The sequence below is a fragment of the Streptomyces sp. NPDC002851 genome (genome assembly GCF_053591935.1).
In genome coordinates, this window is record NZ_JBSFUT010000029.1 from 80,010 (window position 1) to 97,929 (window position 17,920).

Below are 17,920 nucleotides of genomic sequence, written 5' to 3' on the forward strand. Positions count from 1 at the left end.
CCGCGTCAACCCCACTGCTGCTCAAGGTCCTTGAGCTTCTGCTCCAGGGAGTCGAGCCGCGGCAGCGTCTCCGTGTCGTCCTCGGCGGTGAGGTCGACGGTCATCGCCTCGCCGCCCGACACGGCCTTCAGGGAGCGCCGGGAACGTACCGGAAGTTGTTCCGGCGCGGCTATCCCAGGGTCCGCGCCGCTGGGCACCGCGCCCTGCTCGACCTCGACCTGGGCTTGCCCGGCGCCCGGCGCCACGGCGGGCACCTCCTGCTTGCCGAGCTGTCCGGCCGCCTGCCCGCGCTGGCCGAGTTGCGGGGGCCGCGGTCCTGGCAGCCGCCCGGAGCGTCCGGCGAGGACGTGATGCCCGCGCCTGACCGCCCTGAGCCGGGCCCGCTCCAGCTTTTCCTGCTCACGCCTGCGCTGACGGTGCTGCTCCTTCTGCTTCCGGTCCTCGCGGACCTCTTCGACCGCCTCGTCCAGGCTGCGTACGCCCTCCAGGAGCATCAGTGACCAGGCGCCGAAGGTCTCCCGGGGCGCCCGCAGCCACCGTACGACCCGGATCTGCGGCAACGGCCGCGGCACCAGGCCCTGTTCGCGCAGCGCGGCCCGGCGGGTCTGCTTCAGGGCGCGGTCGAAGAGGACCGCGGCACTCAGCGACATGCCCGCGAAGAACTGCGGCGCGCCGTCATGCCCCAACCCCCGCGGCGCGTGCACCCAGTTGAACCAGGCGGCCGCGCCCGCGAACGTCCACACCAGGAGCCGCGAGCCGAGCGCGGCGTCCCCGTGGCTGGCCTCCCGCACGGCGAGCACGGAACAGAACATCGCCGCCCCGTCGAGGCCGAACGGCACCAGGTACTCCCAGCCGCCCGAGAGGTTGAGGTTCTGCCGGCCGAAGCCGACCAGGCCGTGGAAGGAGAGCGCCGCGGCGACCGCGGCACAGCAGAAGAGCAGGACGTACGAGGCCGTGCCGTAGACCGCTTCCTTGCGTCGGCGCCGCTCCTCACTCCGCTCCCAGGAGTCCTCGGCCTTGTCCCCGGCGCGCTTCCCGCGCGCGACCACCGTCACCGCCACAAGCACGCCCAGGAGCAGTACGCCGCCGGGAAGCAGCCAGTCCAGCGATATGTCGGTCATTCTCATCTGGGGTTCCTTGCATCGCATGAGGGCGTTTCGCGCGCCATCTTGGCCCAAGGCGCGGCGCCCTCTAGGCATTTCGTCATAAGAGAACGCCCAGGGGGTGCAAGGTGCCGCAGATAGGGGTTTCGTGCCCGAACCGTCGTACGGGCGTGGGCAGTTGGGTTCGAGTCGGATGACCCGAACGAGTGGTTAGCGCGAAAGCCCTGCGCTCAGCTTCTCGATGCGCTGCGCGTCGCAAGTGCGGGGGCAGGTGACACAGGTGTCCTCGGGGCGCAGCGTGTAGAAGAGGCAGCAGCTCGCCCGGTCCCGGGTGGGCAGCGACTCACCGCGCGGGCCGGTCAGTTCGCGGAACGCGGCGCTGCCGACGTACGGCTTGGTGGCCCCCGGAAGCAGCGCCTCCAGGTCGGCCATCGCGCGCCGCTCCTCGCCGAGCAGATGGGCGACGTACCAGAGCCCCTCGACGATCTCGTCCGTGGCCATGCCCCACATGGCCCGCGGTCCGCGCCGCATCCGTGGCCGGAAACCGTCGAGCACCGGACCCAGGTGTTCGGCCACCGCCGCCCGCACCTCGCCGCGCAGCGCCTCCTCGTCCGGTACGACCCGGGCGCCCGGCAGCCCGGCGGCCGGGTCGTCGGGCAGACAGGCGAATTCGTCCACGCGGACGGCCATCCGGCCGAGGGTGCGTTGGAATGTGACGTTCGACACCGGGAAGCGGGGCACGCGGCGGTGCAGGAACCACGGCATGGTGATGAGCAGGCAGGCCGGCCAGGCGTAGCGGTGCAGGCCGAAGCTGGCGATCACGTCCGGGCGTGCCTGCTGTCTGTAGTCCCGCAGGATCTGGGCGTTGTCCCAGGCGAGAAAGGCGTCGAGGGCGGCCCCGCCTTCCGCGAGCAGGGCGGCTTCGACCCAGCCGCCGCCCGACGGGGCCTGCTCCGCGGTGCCCAGTTCCTGGATCCGCAGCCCGGGAAATACCTCGGTCAGGCGTGCATACGCAGCGGTGACGGCCGAGGGGGCCGGGCGTACGGCGCCGGGCGCCTGGGCGTTGACCGAGGCTTGCGCCTGGGCGTGCGCCGGGGCGTAAACGGACATGCGAGGACCACCGATTTCGAGCGATCGTTAGCAGGTAAGCCTTACCTTACCCGAAGTGATCGAGGTTTGAACTCTCGCCCCGTCCGCCTATCGTCCGTAGGAACAGAGCGCACGAGATCAACTGACCGCACGAGCCGCCGAGGAGGACCCGAGTGGAGCAGGCCAGGCCGCGCCCCGCACCGGACTCCTCCGGATCCCCCGAGCCGGTGACGCCCACGCGCGTCCCCGAACAGCAGGCCCGCGGCGAGCACACGCACAACGAGCACACGCACAACGAGCACGCGCACACCGAACCCAGGCCCGCCGCGGTGCCGCCGCTGCCACCGGATGGTGGAACGGACCGTTCCGGCATGCCGGTGCAGCGCCACTCGGTACGCGGCCAGATCCTCGCCGCGCTACGGTCCGCCCTGGTCGGCGGCGAACTGGAGCCCGGCCAGGTGTACTCCGCGCCCGCGCTCGCGGAGCGGTTCGGGGTCTCGGCGACTCCGGTACGCGAGGCCATGCAGCGGCTCGCGCACGAGGGCGCCGTCGAGGTGGTGCCCAACCGGGGCTTCCGGGTCACCGAGCGCAGCGACCGCGAACTGGCCGAACTCGCCGAGGTCCGGGCCCTGTTGGAGGTGCCGGTGCTGCTGCGCCTGGCGCGCACCGTACCGGCCGAGCGATGGGCCGAGCTGTGGCCGCTCGCCGAGGAGACCACGGCGGCCGCGGCGCGCGGCGACCTGTGCGCCTACGTCGAGGCGGACCGTGCCTTCCACCGCGCGATCCTGTCCCTCGCCGGAAACCAGCAACTCCTCCTCGTCGCGGACGACTTGCACCGCCGCTCGCAGTGGCCACGGACCGACGGCCCGCCCCAGCGCCGCCGTGCCGACCTGCTCGCGGACGCGGCCGAGCACACGGCGCTGCTCGAGGCGCTGGCGGCGCAGGACCTGCCGGTGGTCACGTCGCTGGTACGGGGGCACTTCAACGGGTCGGGCACGGGGCCGGGTTGAGCCGGGGCCCGGCCGCCGCCCTTGCCGCCGTGGCTCAGGTGACCGAGAAGCCACCGTCCACAAAGATCGTCTGCCCCGTGACATAGCGGGCGCCGTCCCCGGCCAGGAACACGGCCACCGAGGCGAAGTCGCCCTCCTCGCCGTTCCGTCCGGCCATGGTGCGGGCGGCGAGTGCGGCCGGGCGGTCCGGGTCCTTGAAGGTCTCCGCGGTCAGCGGGGTGCGGACGAAGCCCGGCGCGACCGCGTTCACGCACACCCCGCGCTCCGACCACGCCTCGGCCTGCGAGCGGGCGAGCGCGGTGACCGCGGCCTTCGAGACGCCGTACGCACCGCTGTTGCCGAAGGCGCGGATGCTCTGCTGCGAGGCGAGATGAATGATCCGCCCCCACCCGCGCTCGGCCATGCCGGGCCCGAACCGCTGCCCGAGCAGGAAGGGGGCGTCGAGGTTCACCGCCATCGTCGTGTCCCACTGCTGTTCGGTGAGGTCGTCGAGCGGGGGCCGGAGGTTGATCCCGGCGGACGTGACGAGAATGTCCGGTTCGCCGTACGGTTCGGCCGCTTCGTCCGCCGCCGCGCGCAGGGCCGCACGGTCGCCCATGTCGGCGGTCACGTACGCGGCCTCGTGGCCCTTGGCCCGCAGCTCCGCCACGGTCTCCTTCAGCGGCCCCGGCCTGCGCGCCATCAGTACGGTGCGCGCCCCGGCATCGGCCAGGGCATGGGCCATGGCCCGGCCGATGCCGGAACTGCCGCCGGTGACGAGGGCGGTGCGGCCGTGGAGGCCGAAGTGGCGGGTGAGGAAGTCGTTCATGGTTCGATCTTGCCTGGGACCAGGGGCGCGCTGCCCCGGGGGGCGCCCCTGGTGCGCAGTCCTACGCCGCCGCCGGAGGCGTCAGCTGGGACGTGAGCCAGACCGGTACGCCGCCCAGGAGGCGGTGCAGCCGTGCTGCCTCGGCGCGCAGGCGGGCCGCCTCCGGTTCCGGTTCGGTCTCCGCGAGTGAGGCGAGCGCCGGGGCGGTGCCCACCAGGTAACCCAGCTCCTCGCGGATCCGCAGCGACTCCGCGAAGCTGTGCCGCGCCTCAGCCAACTCGCCCTCGCGCAGCGCGAGCCCGCCCAGGTGGCGCCAGGTCGAGGAGATCAGGAGCCGGTCGCCGACGGCCGTGGCCCCGGCATGGGCGCGCCGGTACGCGGCCCGGGCGGCCTGCGGTGAGTCGCCCAGGTGCTCGGCGATCAGGCCGCGCCGGTAGTCGAGCAGGGGGCGGCAGGGCGCGTTCGGGGTGAGCAGGGCGGCCGCCCGGCCGAGCGCGGCACGGGCCTCGTCGGCCCGGTCCCGTACGCCCAACACCGTAGCGGCATAGGCGAGTTGGCCCCGCTCACAGGCCGCGGCGCCGCGCTCGTCGTCGGTCGCGGCGACCGCCTCCGCGGTCCGCAGGGCGTCCTCCGCCTCGGTCCAGCCCCGCTCGGAGTAGAGGCACCGCTCGACGAGGAGCGCCGCGCGCTGCCGCGCCGCCTCTGGTCTGGTGTCCCGCTCGAGGAGGGCGGCGGCGTCGGTCCAGCAGCCGCGGGAGCGCAGCCGCCACACCGCCGTCCGGAGTGCGGAGGCCCGTGCCTCGGGCGAACCGCCGTGCGCGGGATCGGACTTGGGACCAGAACCGGACATGGCGGTGTCCGCCACATTCCCCTCCCCAGGAGCGCGTCATTGAGCTGTGGCGGCATCTCAACACGGATCCCTGCGGGGCGCCAAGGGGGTTGCGTGAACTGGTTCACAAACTTGGTGTTTTCTGGGGGCTTCGCCCCCAGGCCCCCTTAGCTCATCCGCAGTGCCAGGAAAAAGTCCAGCTTGTCCTCCAAGCGGGAGAGGTCGCGGCCCGTCAGCTGTTCGATGCGGCCCACGCGGTAGCGCAGCGTGTTCACGTGCAGGTGGAGGCGGGAGGCGCAGCGGGTCCAGGAGCCGTCGCAGTCCAGGAACGCCTCCAGGGTCGGGATGAGTTCGGCCCGGTGGCGGCGGTCGTACTCGCGCAGCGGGTCCAGGAGGCGGGCCGTGAAGGCGCGGCGTACGTCGTCCGGGACGAAGGGAAGCAGCAGGACGTGGGAGGCCAGTTCCTGGTGGCCGGCCGCGCAGACCCGGCCCGGGCGGGCGGCCGCGACCCGGCGGGCGTGCCGGGCTTCTTCCAGGGCGCCGCGCAGGCCCTCCGCCGAGTGCACGGAGGCGCTGACGCCGAGGGTGAGGCGGCCGTCGTCGGCCAGTCCCGCGGCCAGCGGGTCGCGTACCGCCTCCAGGAGCGAGTCGGCCAGCAGGCCGGTCTCCGCGCTGTCCTGCTCCGAGGTGACGGCGGGCAGCGGGACCAGGGCGATGGCCTCGTCCCCGGTGTGCGCGACGGCGATACGGTCGGCGGGTTCCGGGCCCTTGGCCAGCGGGTCGACCAGGATCTCCTCCAGGAGCGACTGCGCGACCGGGCCGCCCTCGATGTCCCCGCCGGACCACTCGACCCGGGCCACCACGACCTGCCAGTGCGGGGCCGCGCCCAGGCCGGGCAGCAGCACCGGGGCCGCGACGCGCAAGCGGGCGGCGATCTCGGGCGGGGCCGCGCCGGTCTGGACGAGTTCCAGGACCTCCTGGGCGAGGCGGCGGCGCACCGTGCGGGCCGCGTCCCGGCGGTCGCGCTCGACGGCGATCAGCTGGGTGACGCCTTGCAGCAGGTCAAGGCGCTCTTCGGGCCAGTCGCCCGCGTCCGCCTCGACCGCGAGGAGCCAGTCGGAGAGCACGGTCTCGCGGACGTCCCGGGCGGCGCCCGCCGCGCCCCGGCCGCTGCTGCGGATGGGGAAGAGCGAGTACGTCGTGCCCTGAGTGGTCACCCGGTGCGGGCCGCGCCGCCCGGTGCGGGTGGCCGCCAGGTGCTCGGCGGCGAGGGTGGCGCAGATGTCGGAGGGCAGCGGTGCAGTGGCCGCGTTGGAGCCCGCGATGGGGCGTCCCGCGGGGGAGAGCACCCAGGCGCGCAGGTCCAGGTCGCTGCCGAGCAGGTCGAGCACCACGTCCGGGCCGCCGCCCGCCGGGCCGGAGGTCATCAGGCGGCGGTGCCGGTCCACCACGGCGGCCAGATCCCCGGCGCGCTCGCCGGACACCTGGCGTACCACGTGCTCGGTGATGGTGGCGAAGGCGACCTGCTCGTTCACCGCGAACAGCGGCAGGCGGTGCTTCGCGCAGGCCGTCACCAGGTCCTCCGGGACGGGTCCCAGCTCCGCCTCGCCCGCCGCGAGCGCGGCCACGCCCGCGGACGCCAGGATCCGGACGAACGGCTCTGAATCGGACGCGTCCCGGCGCCAGGCCAGGCCGGTCAGGACCAGCTCGCCCCCGGAGAGATAGCGGCTGGGGTCGCGGAGGTCCGTGGTCATGACGCCGCGGACCGTCCGGTCCAGTTCGCCCTCGCCGCCGAGCAGCCGCAGCCCCAGCGCGTCGGTTTCGAGGAGTGCGCGCAACCGCATGGTTGTGTTCGCCGCCGATCCTGTCTCGATCTTGCCGTTGATCTGTGGTCTTGGGTTTCGGCAGGAAAACGATCAGGTTGCTGACCCCTGCCTTTCATACGAATCTACAAGATGGACCCGACGACCAGCCAACTCCTTCATGTTTTCAGTGACTGACCGGCGGGGGTGCTCGAGCGGTGTACTGACGCCATTCCGCGTTAACAAAACATGAACGAGCCGGACCGAGGGACGACAGAGGCATACGGCCCGACGTCCAGATGGCTCGAAACGATCGACCCGATACGAAGAAGAGAGCCGCTCATGGACTTCCTTCGCCCCGCCAGCTGGGAGGAGGCGCTCGCCGCCAAGGCCGAGCACCCCACTGCTGTGCCGATTGCGGGTGGCACCGATGTGATGGTCGAGATCAACTTCGACCACCGTCGCCCCGAGTACCTCCTGGACCTCAACCGCATCACCGAGCTCCAGGAGTGGCACGTTGGCGAGGAGACCGTCCAGCTGGGCGCGTCCGTGCCGTACACCAAGATCATGGAGAATCTGCGGACCGAGTTGCCCGGCCTCGCGCTCGCCTCGCACACCGTGGCCTCGCCGCAGATCCGCAACCGCGGCGGCGTCGGCGGCAACCTCGGCACCGCCTCGCCGGCCGGTGACGCGCACCCCGCGCTGCTCGCCGCCGACTGCGAGGTCGAGGTCGCCTCGCAGGCCCGCGGCAGCCGCATGATCCCGATCGACGCGTTCTTCACCGGCGTGAAGCGCAACGCGCTCGAGGCCGACGAGCTCATCAAGTCCGTGCACATCAAGAAGGCGGACGGGCCGCAGCAGTACTCCAAGGTGGGTACGCGGAACGCCATGGTCATCGCCGTGTGCGCCTTCGGTATCGCCCTGCACCCCGAGACCCGCACCGTGCGCACCGGCATCGGCTCCGCGGCCCCGACCCCGATCCGGGCCAAGGCCGCCGAGGAGTTCCTGAACGCGGCGCTCGAAGAGGGCGGTTTCTGGGACAACGGCAAGATCATCACCCCGTCGATCGCCAAGCAGTTCGCGGAGCTCTGCTCCGGCGCCGCCAACCCGATCGACGACGTCCGCGGCACCGCGAGCTACCGCAAGCACGCCGTAGGCATCATGGCCCGCCGCACGCTCGGCTGGACCTGGGAGTCGTACCGCAGCGGCAAGGGCCGTGGCGCGGAAGGAGTTGCGTAACAATGCGCGTCAATTTCACGGTCAACGGCCGTCAGCAGGAAGCCGACGACGTATGGGAGGGCGAGTCCCTGCTGTACGTGCTGCGCGAGCGCATGGGGCTTCCGGGTTCGAAGAACGCCTGTGAGCAGGGCGAGTGCGGATCCTGCACGGTCCGCCTCGACGGCGTGCCGGTGTGTTCGTGTCTCGTCGCCGCCGGTCAGGCCGAGGGACGCGAGATCGTCACGGTCGAGGGCCTCGCCGACTTCGCCAAGCAGCGTGCCGAGCACGGCGGTTGTGCCTCCGGTGCCTGCGGCTCCGACAGCAAGTCCGCCAACAGCACCGGCACCTCGCTCCAGGACGCCCAGCAGTGGTCCGCCAAGGGCACCGACTCGCAGACCGGTGAGGGGGGCGAGCTCTCCCCGATCCAGCAGGCGTTCATCGACGCCGGTGCCGTCCAGTGCGGCTTCTGCACCCCGGGCCTCCTGGTCGCCGCCGACGAGCTTCTGGAGCGGAACGACACGCCGTCCGACGCGGACATCCGCGAGGCGCTCTCCGGCAACCTCTGCCGCTGCACCGGTTACGAGAAGATCCTGGACGCGGTCCGTCTGGCGGCCGCCCGTCAGGGAGAGGCGGTCTGATCATGGCTGGTACGACGACACATTCCCCTGCGGGGGCCCCCACCAACGTCACGCAGGGCTCCCAGACCAAGGGCGGCATCGGCGAGTCGACGCTGCGCCCCGACGGCACCCTGAAGGTCACCGGCGAGTTCGCGTACTCCTCGGACATGTGGCACGAGGACATGCTGTGGGGCCAGACGCTCCGTAGCACCGTCGCGCACGCCGAGATCGTGTCCATCGACACCTCCGAGGCCCTGGCCATGTCGGGCGTGTACGCGGTCCTCACGTACGACGACCTGCCGGCCGAGATGAAGAACTACGGCCTGGAGATCCAGGACACCCCGGTCCTCGCGCACGGCAAGGTCCGTCACCACGGTGAGCCGGTCGCCCTCGTGGCCGCCGACCACCCGGAGACCGCACGCCGCGCCGCCGCGAAGATCAAGATCGAGTACAAGGAGCTGCCCCTCATCACCGATGAGGCCTCGGCGACCGCTCCCGACGCCGTACTCGTGCACGAGGGCCGCGACGACCACCACATCGGTCATGTCCCGCACCCGAACATCGTGCACCGCCAGCCGATCATCCGCGGCAACGCCGACGAGGCCGCCAAGAAGGCCGACGTCATCGTCAAGGGCGAGTACACCTTCGGCATGCAGGACCAGGCCTTCCTCGGCCCGGAGTCCGGCCTCGCGGTGCCCGCCGAGGACGGCGGTGTCGACCTGTACGTGGCCACCCAGTGGCTGCACTCGGACCTCGAGCAGATCGCCCCGGTCCTCGGCCTGCCCGAGGAGAAGGTGCGCATGACGCTCTCCGGCGTCGGCGGTGCCTTCGGTGGCCGTGAAGACATCTCGATGCAGATCCACGCCTGCCTGCTCGCGCTGCGCACCGGCAAGCCCGTCAAGATCGTCTACAACCGGTTCGAGTCGTTCTTCGGCCACGTCCACCGGCACCCGGCGAAGCTCACTTACGAGCACGGCGCCACCAAGGACGGCAAGCTCACGCACATGAAGTGCAAGATCGTCCTGGACGGCGGCGCCTACGCGTCGGCCTCCCCGGCGGTCGTCGGCAACGCCGCGTCCCTGTCGGTCGGCCCGTACGTCATCGACGACGTGGAGATCGAGGCGCTCGCCCTCTACAGCAACAACCCGCCGTGCGGCGCGATGCGCGGCTTCGGCGCGGTCCAGGCGTGCTTCGCGTACGAGGCCCAGATGGACAAGCTGGCCGCCAAGCTGGGCATGGACCCGGTGGAGCTGCGGCAGCTCAACGCCATGGAGCAGGGCACGATCATGCCGACCGGGCAGCCGGTCGACTCGCCCGCCCCGGTCGCCGAGATCCTGCGCCGCGTCAAGGCCCGCCCGCTGCCGCCCGAGCGTCAGTGGGAGGTCGCCGACGGCGCGGCCGACGTGCGCGAGCTGCCCGGTGGTCTCTCCAACACCACGCACGGCGAGGGCGTCGTCCGCGGCGTCGGCTACGCGGTCGGCATCAAGAACGTCGGCTTCTCCGAGGGCTTCGACGACTACTCCACCGCCAAGGTGCGCATCGAGGTCATCAACGGCGAGCCCGTCGCGACCGTGCACACCGCGATGGCGGAGGTCGGCCAGGGCGGTGTCACCGTCCACGCGCAGATCGCCCGCACCGAGCTCGGCGTCCAGCAGGTCACCATCCACCCCGCCGACACCCAGGTGGGCTCGGCCGGTTCGACCTCCGCGTCCCGCCAGACGTACGTCACCGGCGGCGCCGTCAAGAACTCCTGCGAGCTCGTCCGCGAGAAGGTCCTGGAGATCGGCCGCAAGAAGTTCGGCTCCTACCACCCGGCGTGGGCCACGGCCGAGCTGCTGCTCGAAGGCGGCAAGGTCATCACCGACGGCGGCGAGGTGCTCTCCACCATCCAGGAGGTCCTGGAGGACGAGCACGTCGAGATCGAGGCCGAGTGGCGGCACCGCCCCACCGTGGCCTTCGACCTCGTCACCGGCCAGGGCAACGGCCACGTCCAGTACTCCTTCGCCGCGCACCGCGCGGTGGTCGAGGTGGACACCGAGCTCGGTCTGGTCAAGGTGATCGAGCTGGCCTGCGCCCAGGACGTCGGCAAGGCCCTCAACCCGCTCTCCGTCGTCGGCCAGATCCAGGGTGGCACCACCCAGGGCCTGGGCGTCGCGGTGATGGAGGAGATCGTCGTCGACCCGAAGACCGCGAAGGTGCGCAACCCGTCCTTCACGGACTACCTGATCCCGACCATCCTCGACACGCCGACCATCCCCGTCGACGTACTCGAACTGGCCGATGAGCACGCGCCGTACGGCCTCCGTGGCATCGGTGAGGCTCCCACCCTGTCGTCCACTCCGGCCGTCCTCGCGGCGATCCGGAACGCGACCGGGCTGGAGCTCAACAAGACGCCGGTCCGCCCCGAGCACCTCACCGGCGCCTGAACACTCCGGCGGGTGGTCGCCCGGATCTCCTCCCCGATCCGGGCACCGCTCCCACCCTCCGGACCCCCTCGCGGGGAAATGTCGGGGGAACGAAGTACCCCTCCGGAAGGGGGTGGGGACGCCAGGTCCCCGGCGCCTTCCGGAGTCCCCCAACCCGTTCGTCTCGGGCCGTCCCCCGGGTCGTGCAGCCCAACTGAATCCCAAATCTCGCGCTCAAAGCGGGTGCCCCTATGAACCTTGGGAGTAGGCACCATGACCCAGCAATCCACTGAGCCGAAGACCACCGCGGAAGACGCAGGCGAAGGCACGCGTCAGCCCGCGGGACGGTCTTGGCTCGACCGGTACTTCCACATATCCGGGAGAAACTCGACCATCGGCCGTGAGGTCCGTGGTGGCATCACCACGTTCATGGCGATGGCGTACATCGTCCTGCTCAACCCGGTCATTCTGAGCAGCTCCGCGGATATCACCGGCGCCCACCTCAGCATTGATCAGCTGACCACGGCCACCGCGCTCGCCGCCGCGGTCACTACGATCGCCATGGGCTTCCTGGGCAATGTGCCCCTCGCTCTGGCCGCGGGACTCAGCGTCTCCGCCGTAATGGCGTTCCAGGTCGCACCCCAGATGACCTGGGGCAACGCCTTCGCGATGTGCCTCGTCTACGGCGCGATCATCATCCTGTTGGTCGTCACCGGCCTCCGTGAAATGATCATGAACGCCATCCCCTTGGCGATCAAGCACGCGATCACCATGGGCATCGGCCTCTTCGTCTGCCTCATCGGCCTGGTCCAGGCCGGGTTCGTCACCTCCATGCCCAGCGAGCACGGTGACGTCGGCGCCAAGCCCATCCAGCTCGGCATCGACGACAAGCTCATCGGCTGGCCCGTCGCCATCTTCGCGATCACCGTGCTGCTGATCTTCGCCCTGCAGGTCCGCAAGGTCCCCGGCGCCATCCTCATCGGCATCGTCGGCGGCACCGTCGTCGCCATGGCTGTGAACGCCTTCGCCGGGGTCCCGAAGAAGGACTGGGGCCTCAACGTCCCCGAGCTGCCCGGCTCACTCGTCTCGACGCCGGACTTCGGCCTCTTCGGCCAGGTGTCGTTCAGCGGCATCACCGACGTCAGCGGCATCACCATCGGCGTCATCGTCTTCACCCTGGTCCTCGCCGGGTTCTTCGACGCCATCGGCACCATCATCGGCATCGGCCAGCAGGCCGGACTCGCCGACCGGGAAGGCAAGATGCCGGGCCTCAACAAGGCCCTGGCGATCGACGGCGCGGGTGGTGTCGTCGGCGGTCTCGCCGGTGCCTCCGGGCAGACGGTGTTCGTCGAGTCCACCGCGGGCGTCGGCGACGGTGCGCGCACCGGCCTCGCCAGTGTCGTCACCGGCCTCGGCTTCACGCTGTGCCTGTTCTTCACGCCGCTGGCGCAGATGATCCCGACGCAGGTCGCGGCCGCCGCCCTGGTCGTCATCGGCGGGATGATGATGTCCAACGCCAAGCACATCGACTGGAACGACCAGGCCACCTCCATCCCGGTGTTCCTGACCACCGTTCTGATGCCCTTCACCTACTCGATCACCGCCGGTATCGCCGCGGGCATCATCGCCCACGTGCTGATCAAGACGGTGCAGGGCAAGGTGCGCGAGATCGGCTGGCTCATGTGGGTCCTGGCCGTCATCTTCGTCGCCTTCTTCTCCCTCCACGCCATCGAGGGGTGGCTGGGCGCCTAGCCCAGGCGCACCCTTGATCACACACCCGTTAGGAGACCGACATGCTGGACATCGCCGAAGAGCTGAACCGGTGGGTCGAGCAGGGACGCGACTTCGCGATCGCCACCGTGGTGGCGGTCAGCGGCAGCGGGCCCCGGCAGCCGGGCGCGGCCCTCGCCGTCGACAGCGAGGGCACCGCGATCGGGTCCGTCTCCGGCGGGTGTGTGGAGGGCGCCGTCTACGAGCTGTGCCAACAGTCGCTCGAAGACGGCGAGACGGTGCTCGAACGCTTCGGTTACAGCGACGAGGACGCCTTCGCGGTCGGCCTGACCTGCGGCGGCATCATCGACATCCTCGTCACCCCGGTACCTGCGGACGCCCCGGGACGGGGGGTGTTCGCGGCTGCGCTGGCCGCCGCCGCCTCCGGCGAGGCGGCGGCGGTCGCGCGGATCACCGACGGCCCCGCCGACCTGAAGGGCCGAGCGCTGCTCATCCGCCCCGACGGCTCGTACGAGGGCGGTCTCGGCGGCCACCCGGAACTGGACCGCACCGCCGTCGGCGAGGCCAGGGCCCTGCTCGATGCGGGCCGCACCGGCACCGTGGAGATCGGCGAGGACGGCTCGCGCTGCGGGCAGCCGCTCACGCTCCTCGTCGAGTCCTCGGTGCCGCCGCCCCGCATGATCGTCTTCGGCGCGATCGACTTCGCGTCGGCACTCGTACGAATCGGAAAGTTCCTCGGGTACGAGGTGACGGTGTGCGACGCACGCCCGGTCTTCGCGACCCGCACCCGCTTCCCCGAGGCCGACGAGATCGTGGTCGAGTGGCCGCACCAATACCTCGAGCGCGAGGCCGAGGCCGGGTCGGTCGACGCCCGTACGGTCCTCTGCGTCCTCACCCACGACGCCAAGTTCGACGTACCACTGCTACGGCTCGCGCTGCGGCTTCCGGTCGCGTACGTCGGGGCCATGGGCTCGCGGCGCACGCACGAGGATCGCAACCGTCGACTGCGCGAGGTCGGCGTCACCGAGCTGGAGCTGGCGCGGCTGCGCTCCCCGATCGGGCTCGACCTGGGCGCGCGTACGCCCGAGGAGACGGCCCTGTCGATCGCCTCGGAGATCGTGGCGAACCGGCGCGGCGGGAGCGGGGTGTCCCTGACGGGCGCCCACACACCGATCCACCACGAAGGCGACGCGGTGCCGACGGGGCACATCGGGTCGGTGGCCTGACCGCCGGTTCCGTGAGTCGGTTCCGTGAGGGGCCTCTGTCCGGCTGAGGCCGCAGCCGGACAGGGGCCTCAGCCGATGAGCATCCCGGCGATCGCCGCGCTCATCAGGTTGGCCAGGGTCCCGGCGATGATCGCCCGGATGCCCATCTGCGCGATCTCGCCCCGGCGCTTGGGGATCAGGCTGCCGAGCCCGCCGAGCAGGATCGCCAGCGAGGAGAAGTTGGCGAACCCGGTGAGCGCGAACGTCGTGATCGTCGCGGTCTTGGGGCTGAACTCCCCGATCTGCGGGCCGAAGTCGGCGAAGGCCACGAACTCGTTGAGGACGAGCTTCTGTCCGACGAAGCCACCGGAGGCGACCGCTTCGCTCCACGGCACCCCGATCGCGGTCATCACCGGCGCGAAGCAGTAGCCGATCAGCTTCTGAAAGGTCAGGTCGTCGGCGCCGAACCAGCCGCCGATGCCGCCGAGGAGGAGGTTGAGCAGGGCGATCAGAGAGATGAAGGCGATGAGCATGGCGGCGATGTTCGCGGCCAGTTTGAGGCCGTCCGCCGCGCCCCGGGCGGCGGCGTCGATGACGTTGCGCGGCTTGTGCTCGTCCGGGTGCTCTTCCATGGGGTGCAGGGCGTGTTCGGCGTGCTCGCCCTCCGGGTGCTCGCCCTCCGCCGCCTTGCCCTCCCTCTTGCTCTCGCCCTCGCCCTCGCCCTTGCTCTCGCCCTCGTGCTTGACCTCGGCCCCGTGCAGCGTCTCCACGGTCGCGTCCGCGTCGGCTTCCGCCGCCGGGAGACGGTTGAACGCGGGGTGGCCGGTCTCCGGAATGATGATCTTGGCCATCATGAGGCCCGCGGGCGCGGCCATGAAGGCCGCCGCGATCAGGTAGTCAAGGCGGGCCCCGAGCAGCGAATAGCCCAGAAGCACCGTGCCCGCCACGGTCGACACCCCGCCGACCATCACGGCGAACAGCTCGGAGCGGGTCATCGCCGCCAGATAGGGCCGGATGAACAGCGGCGCCTCGGTCTGCCCGACGAACATGTTGGCGGCCGCGTTCATCGACTCCGCCCGGGTCGTGCCGAGCAGTCGCTGCAGCGCGCCGCCGATGATGTTCACGACCCACTGCATGATGCCGAGGTGGAAGAGCACCGCGCCCAGCGCTGCGACGAAGATGACCACGGGCAGCACCTGGAACGCGAAGATCACGCCCTCGCCCTCGACCAGGTCCCCGAAGAGGAAGCTGATCCCTTCATTGGACGCGGAGATAACGTTGCCGACCCCGTCCGAGACCCATTTAAGGAAGCGCTCCCCGCGATCCCAATAGAGCACCAGGAAGGCGAGGCCCAGTTGGAGGGCCAGCGCGCCGCCGACGGTGCGCGGTTTGATGGCTCGCCGGTCGGTGGACACCGCGACCGCGATCGCGAGCAGGGCGGCCATGCCGCCGAGTCCCCAGAGTACGTTCATGACCCTTATGGGACCCGACGTCGCGCGGCCGAACGCTCAGCGCCACGCCGCGGGGCCAGCGGCACCGCTGCGGTGTCCGGTGGGGAGCGCATGGCAGCTGCATCGAGGGATCGGGGAAGTTTGCTGTGTTCGAATGCGCGGGCCCGGAGGGGCGGGTAGCGTCGCGGGTGTGAAGCTCGCGGTGCAGGTGAAGCTGCTGCCAACGCCCGGGCAGGCGGCGGCACTTGAGGCGACACTGCGCGCCTGCAACGAGGCAGCTGCCTGGGCCAGCGGCGTGACCTTCGAAAAGGATGTGAAGAACAACTTCGCGCTGCGCGAGCACACCTACGGCGAGATAAAGGCGCGGTGGGGGCTGGGTGCGCAGGCCGCCCAGCACGTGATCAAGAAGACGTGCGACGCGTACGCCACGTTGAGAGCGAACCTCAGGGCCGGGAACCTGGGCAGGCCCGGTTCCAGGCGGTACCGGAAGGCCACTGGGAAGCCGATCGCCTTCCGGCCGCAGAGCGCCCAGCCGTATGACGACCGGATGCTGTCCTGGCAGATCACCGAGCGCCGGGTGTCGATCTGGACGGTTGCCGGGCGGATCAAGGACGTGGCGTTCACCGCGGGCCCTGAGCAGCTGGCCACCCTGTCCCTGCACCGCAAGGGCGAGTCCGATCTGGTGTGCCGGGACGGCATGTGGTTCCTGCAGGCCACGTGCGAGGTGCCCGAAGCGCCGCCGAACACGGACCCGGTGGACTTCCTCGGGGTCGACCTGGGCATCGTGAACATCGCCACCACGTCCGACGGCGAAATCATGGCAGGACGTGAACTCAACCGGGGACGGCTGCGTGAACGCACGCTCCGCACCAAGCTGCAGAAGAAGAACACCCCGTCCGCCAAGCGTCGGCTGAAGAAGCGGCGGCGCAAGGAGGCGCGGCGGGCGCGGGACATCAACCACAAGATCGCGAAACATGTGGTGGCCGAGGCTGAACGCACCGGTCGCGGGATCGCCCTGGAAGACCTGACGGGCATCCGCGAGCGGGTACGGCTGAGGAAGCCCCAACGGGCCACCCTCTCCAGCTGGTCCTTTGCCCAGTTGGGGGCGTTCATCGCGTACAAGGCCCGCCGGGCGGGTGTGCCGGTGGTGCATGTCGATCCGGCGTACACCTCCCGCACCTGTGCTGAGTGCGGCCACATCGACAGGGCGAACCGGGTCTCCCAGGCCCTCTTCGCCTGCCGGAACTGCGGCGTCGTTGCGCACGCGGACCGGAACAGCTCCCGCAACATCCGCGCCCGTGCGTGGGAGTTGTGGCGATGCGGGGCCGGGTCAACGGCCCCTGCCTCACTACCGCGTCAGCGGGGCGGGGCTGGACGCAAACGCAGCACCACAGCCAGTGATGCCCGTTGTGCAAACCCGTCGCTTTAGCGACGGGTAGTTGACGCAATTGTTCAGCGCCCCCGCCCGGCTCGCGGAATGGCCCTGGGAGTCCAGTGTCGAGGGCGGGCGCGGGCTGCGGATCGTGGCCGGGCTGACGGACGCGTGGGGCGTACGGGACCGGGCCGTGGGCAAGACGGTGTGGGCGGAGCTGACCGTCGAACGGCTCCTGTGACGGGGCGGTCTTTGGCACCTGCACCGCATACGGGACCTTCGTCTCTGCCCCGGCCCCGGGTGCCGTACGCACCCTGGAACCATGAGCAATGCCTCTACCTCCACCACCGCCCCCGTCCTCGTCGCCGTGGACGGCTCCGACCCCAGCCTCCGTGCCCTGCGCTGGGCCCGCGACACGGCCCGGCTGCGCGGCACCGACGTGCTCGCCGCGCACGTCCGGCCGGGGCGCGGCGGCGGTACGGGCGAGGCGGGGCGCCCCGACCCAGTGGGGCAGCAGATCGAGACGGTACGGGGCGAGGTGGCCGACGACGGCCCCAAGGTGCGGTTCATGGCCGTGCGGGGTGTGCAGGGCGGCCCGTCCGTCAGGCTCTGCGAGCTCGCCGAGCGGGACGGGCTGCTCGTCCTCGGCTCCCGCGGCCTCGGCGGCTTCGCCGCTCTGCTCCTCGGCTCGAACGGCCGCAGGTGCGCGACCCATGCCCCCGGCCCCGTGGTCGTCGTGCCGCACGCCTCCCGGGCCGTGGACGCCGCCCCGCCGCCCGGCCGGGAACGGCACGGCCGGGTCGTGCTCGGGCTCGACCCGGAGGAGACCCCGGACGAGGCGATCGCGTTCGCCTTCGCCGAGGCGGCCCGCCGCCGCGCCGAGCTCCAGGTGATCTCCACGTATCGGGTGCCGTTCAGCGCGCTCACGGTGGTCGGTGAGTTCGGCCCCGGCCACGGCCCCGGTCACGGCGACGTCCCGGGCGGGCTCGTGCTCACCGCCGGACAGCGGTCCCGTCTCGCCCCGTACGCCGAACACCACCCGCAGGTCACCGTCGACCCCGTGGTGACCCCCGCGGATCCGTGCGGCCGCCTCGTCACCGCCTCGACCCGCGCCGACCTGGTCGTGGTCGGCCGCCACCGCCGCCGCCTGCGCGCCGACGCGCTGCCTCTCGGCTCCGTCACGAATGCGGTCCTCACCCATGCCCACGCTCCGGTCGCGGTCATCCCCGCGGGCTGAGCCTGGAACCGATCAGGAATCGAGAAGCAGGGCCCGCGCGCCC

General features: G+C 71.2%; 15 protein-coding genes. 9 read left to right on the plus strand and 6 right to left on the minus strand.

Annotated features, from left to right (window positions below; translation table 11 throughout):
* Positions 1-5: 5 nt before the first annotated feature.
* A complete protein-coding gene (locus tag ACWD10_RS26925; protein WP_451095354.1) occupies positions 6-1,127 on the minus strand; it encodes a DUF2637 domain-containing protein in 1,122 nt (373 codons plus the stop codon).
* Between the two features lie 186 nt (positions 1,128-1,313).
* Positions 1,314-2,213, minus strand: coding sequence for a (2Fe-2S)-binding protein (locus ACWD10_RS26930; protein ID WP_451095356.1), 900 nt, complete (start codon positions 2,211-2,213; stop codon positions 1,314-1,316).
* Between the two features lie 152 nt (positions 2,214-2,365).
* Here ACWD10_RS26930 and ACWD10_RS26935 point away from each other — a divergent pair, with 152 nt between their 5' ends.
* Positions 2,366-3,202, plus strand: a complete 837-nt coding sequence (locus ACWD10_RS26935; protein ID WP_451095358.1) for a GntR family transcriptional regulator — start codon at positions 2,366-2,368, stop codon at positions 3,200-3,202.
* Between the two features lie 34 nt (positions 3,203-3,236).
* Here the strand turns inward: ACWD10_RS26935 and ACWD10_RS26940 are convergent, their stop codons facing one another.
* From ACWD10_RS26940 to ACWD10_RS26950, 3 genes are all read right to left on the minus strand, one after another.
* Entirely contained in the window at positions 3,237-4,010 is a 774-nt protein-coding gene (locus ACWD10_RS26940) for an SDR family NAD(P)-dependent oxidoreductase (protein ID WP_451095360.1), read from the minus strand.
* A 61-nt stretch (positions 4,011-4,071) separates the two neighbouring features.
* Entirely contained in the window at positions 4,072-4,875 is an 804-nt protein-coding gene (locus ACWD10_RS26945; protein WP_451095362.1) for a hypothetical protein, read from the minus strand.
* Positions 4,876-5,006: 131 nt separating this feature from the next.
* Entirely contained in the window at positions 5,007-6,683 is a 1,677-nt protein-coding gene (locus ACWD10_RS26950) for a PucR family transcriptional regulator ligand-binding domain-containing protein (RefSeq protein WP_451095364.1), read from the minus strand.
* A 300-nt stretch (positions 6,684-6,983) separates the two neighbouring features.
* Between ACWD10_RS26950 and ACWD10_RS26955 the strand changes: the two genes are divergently transcribed.
* The 5 genes from ACWD10_RS26955 (at position 6,984) to ACWD10_RS26975 (ending at position 13,838) form a co-directional block, all read left to right on the plus strand.
* The gene (locus ACWD10_RS26955; protein ID WP_451095366.1) at positions 6,984-7,880 is read left to right on the plus strand and encodes an FAD binding domain-containing protein; all 897 of its coding nucleotides are present in this window, start codon (positions 6,984-6,986) and stop codon (positions 7,878-7,880) included.
* Between the two features lie 2 nt (positions 7,881-7,882).
* Positions 7,883-8,497: a (2Fe-2S)-binding protein gene (locus ACWD10_RS26960; RefSeq protein WP_451095368.1), complete on the plus strand. Its 615-nt coding sequence runs from the start codon at positions 7,883-7,885 to the stop codon at positions 8,495-8,497.
* Between the two features lie 2 nt (positions 8,498-8,499).
* The gene (gene pucD / locus ACWD10_RS26965) at positions 8,500-10,902 is read left to right on the plus strand and encodes a xanthine dehydrogenase subunit D (RefSeq protein WP_451095370.1); all 2,403 of its coding nucleotides are present in this window, start codon (positions 8,500-8,502) and stop codon (positions 10,900-10,902) included.
* 252 nt (positions 10,903-11,154) lie between these two features.
* Positions 11,155-12,633 carry an NCS2 family permease gene (locus ACWD10_RS26970; RefSeq protein ID WP_451095372.1) on the plus strand — a complete coding sequence of 493 codons (1,479 nt, stop codon included), beginning with the start codon at positions 11,155-11,157 and terminating at the stop codon, positions 12,631-12,633.
* A gap of 41 nt (positions 12,634-12,674) precedes the next feature.
* Positions 12,675-13,838, plus strand: coding sequence for an XdhC family protein (locus ACWD10_RS26975; protein WP_451095374.1), 1,164 nt, complete (start codon positions 12,675-12,677; stop codon positions 13,836-13,838).
* Between the two features lie 68 nt (positions 13,839-13,906).
* On the opposite strand, the gene ACWD10_RS26980 is transcribed toward ACWD10_RS26975, so the two are convergent.
* Positions 13,907-15,289, minus strand: a complete 1,383-nt coding sequence (locus ACWD10_RS26980; RefSeq protein WP_451095376.1) for a NupC/NupG family nucleoside CNT transporter — start codon at positions 15,287-15,289, stop codon at positions 13,907-13,909.
* A gap of 169 nt (positions 15,290-15,458) precedes the next feature.
* Between ACWD10_RS26980 and ACWD10_RS26985 the strand changes: the two genes are divergently transcribed.
* The 3 genes from ACWD10_RS26985 (at position 15,459) to ACWD10_RS26995 (ending at position 17,877) form a co-directional block, all read left to right on the plus strand.
* Entirely contained in the window at positions 15,459-16,697 is a 1,239-nt protein-coding gene (locus tag ACWD10_RS26985; RefSeq protein WP_451095378.1) for an RNA-guided endonuclease InsQ/TnpB family protein, read from the plus strand.
* Positions 16,698-16,707: 10 nt separating this feature from the next.
* Positions 16,708-16,881 (plus strand): ATP-binding protein, encoded by a 174-nt coding sequence (locus ACWD10_RS26990; RefSeq protein ID WP_451095380.1) that lies wholly within the window; start codon positions 16,708-16,710, stop codon positions 16,879-16,881.
* 81 nt (positions 16,882-16,962) lie between these two features.
* A complete protein-coding gene (locus ACWD10_RS26995; RefSeq protein WP_451095382.1) occupies positions 16,963-17,877 on the plus strand; it encodes a universal stress protein in 915 nt (304 codons plus the stop codon).
* Positions 17,878-17,920: the final 43 nt, after the last annotated feature.

What these genes read in the sequence shown, in the direction of transcription:
- ACWD10_RS26925 (WP_451095354.1), bottom strand. Translation starts at nt 1,127, where the DNA reads ATGAGAATGACCGACATATCGCTGGACTGGCTGCTTCCCGGCGGCGTA.
- ACWD10_RS26930 (WP_451095356.1), bottom strand. Translation starts at nt 2,213, where the DNA reads ATGTCCGTTTACGCCCCGGCGCACGCCCAGGCGCAAGCCTCGGTCAAC.
- ACWD10_RS26940 (WP_451095360.1), bottom strand. Translation starts at nt 4,010, where the DNA reads ATGAACGACTTCCTCACCCGCCACTTCGGCCTCCACGGCCGCACCGCC.
- ACWD10_RS26950 (WP_451095364.1), bottom strand. Translation starts at nt 6,683, where the DNA reads ATGCGGTTGCGCGCACTCCTCGAAACCGACGCGCTGGGGCTGCGGCTG.
- ACWD10_RS26955 (WP_451095366.1), top strand. Translation starts at nt 6,984, where the DNA reads ATGGACTTCCTTCGCCCCGCCAGCTGGGAGGAGGCGCTCGCCGCCAAG.
- ACWD10_RS26960 (WP_451095368.1), top strand. Translation starts at nt 7,883, where the DNA reads ATGCGCGTCAATTTCACGGTCAACGGCCGTCAGCAGGAAGCCGACGAC.
- pucD (WP_451095370.1), top strand. Translation starts at nt 8,500, where the DNA reads ATGGCTGGTACGACGACACATTCCCCTGCGGGGGCCCCCACCAACGTC.
- ACWD10_RS26970 (WP_451095372.1), top strand. Translation starts at nt 11,155, where the DNA reads ATGACCCAGCAATCCACTGAGCCGAAGACCACCGCGGAAGACGCAGGC.
- ACWD10_RS26975 (WP_451095374.1), top strand. Translation starts at nt 12,675, where the DNA reads ATGCTGGACATCGCCGAAGAGCTGAACCGGTGGGTCGAGCAGGGACGC.
- ACWD10_RS26980 (WP_451095376.1), bottom strand. Translation starts at nt 15,289, where the DNA reads ATGAACGTACTCTGGGGACTCGGCGGCATGGCCGCCCTGCTCGCGATC.
- ACWD10_RS26995 (WP_451095382.1), top strand. Translation starts at nt 16,963, where the DNA reads ATGAGCAATGCCTCTACCTCCACCACCGCCCCCGTCCTCGTCGCCGTG.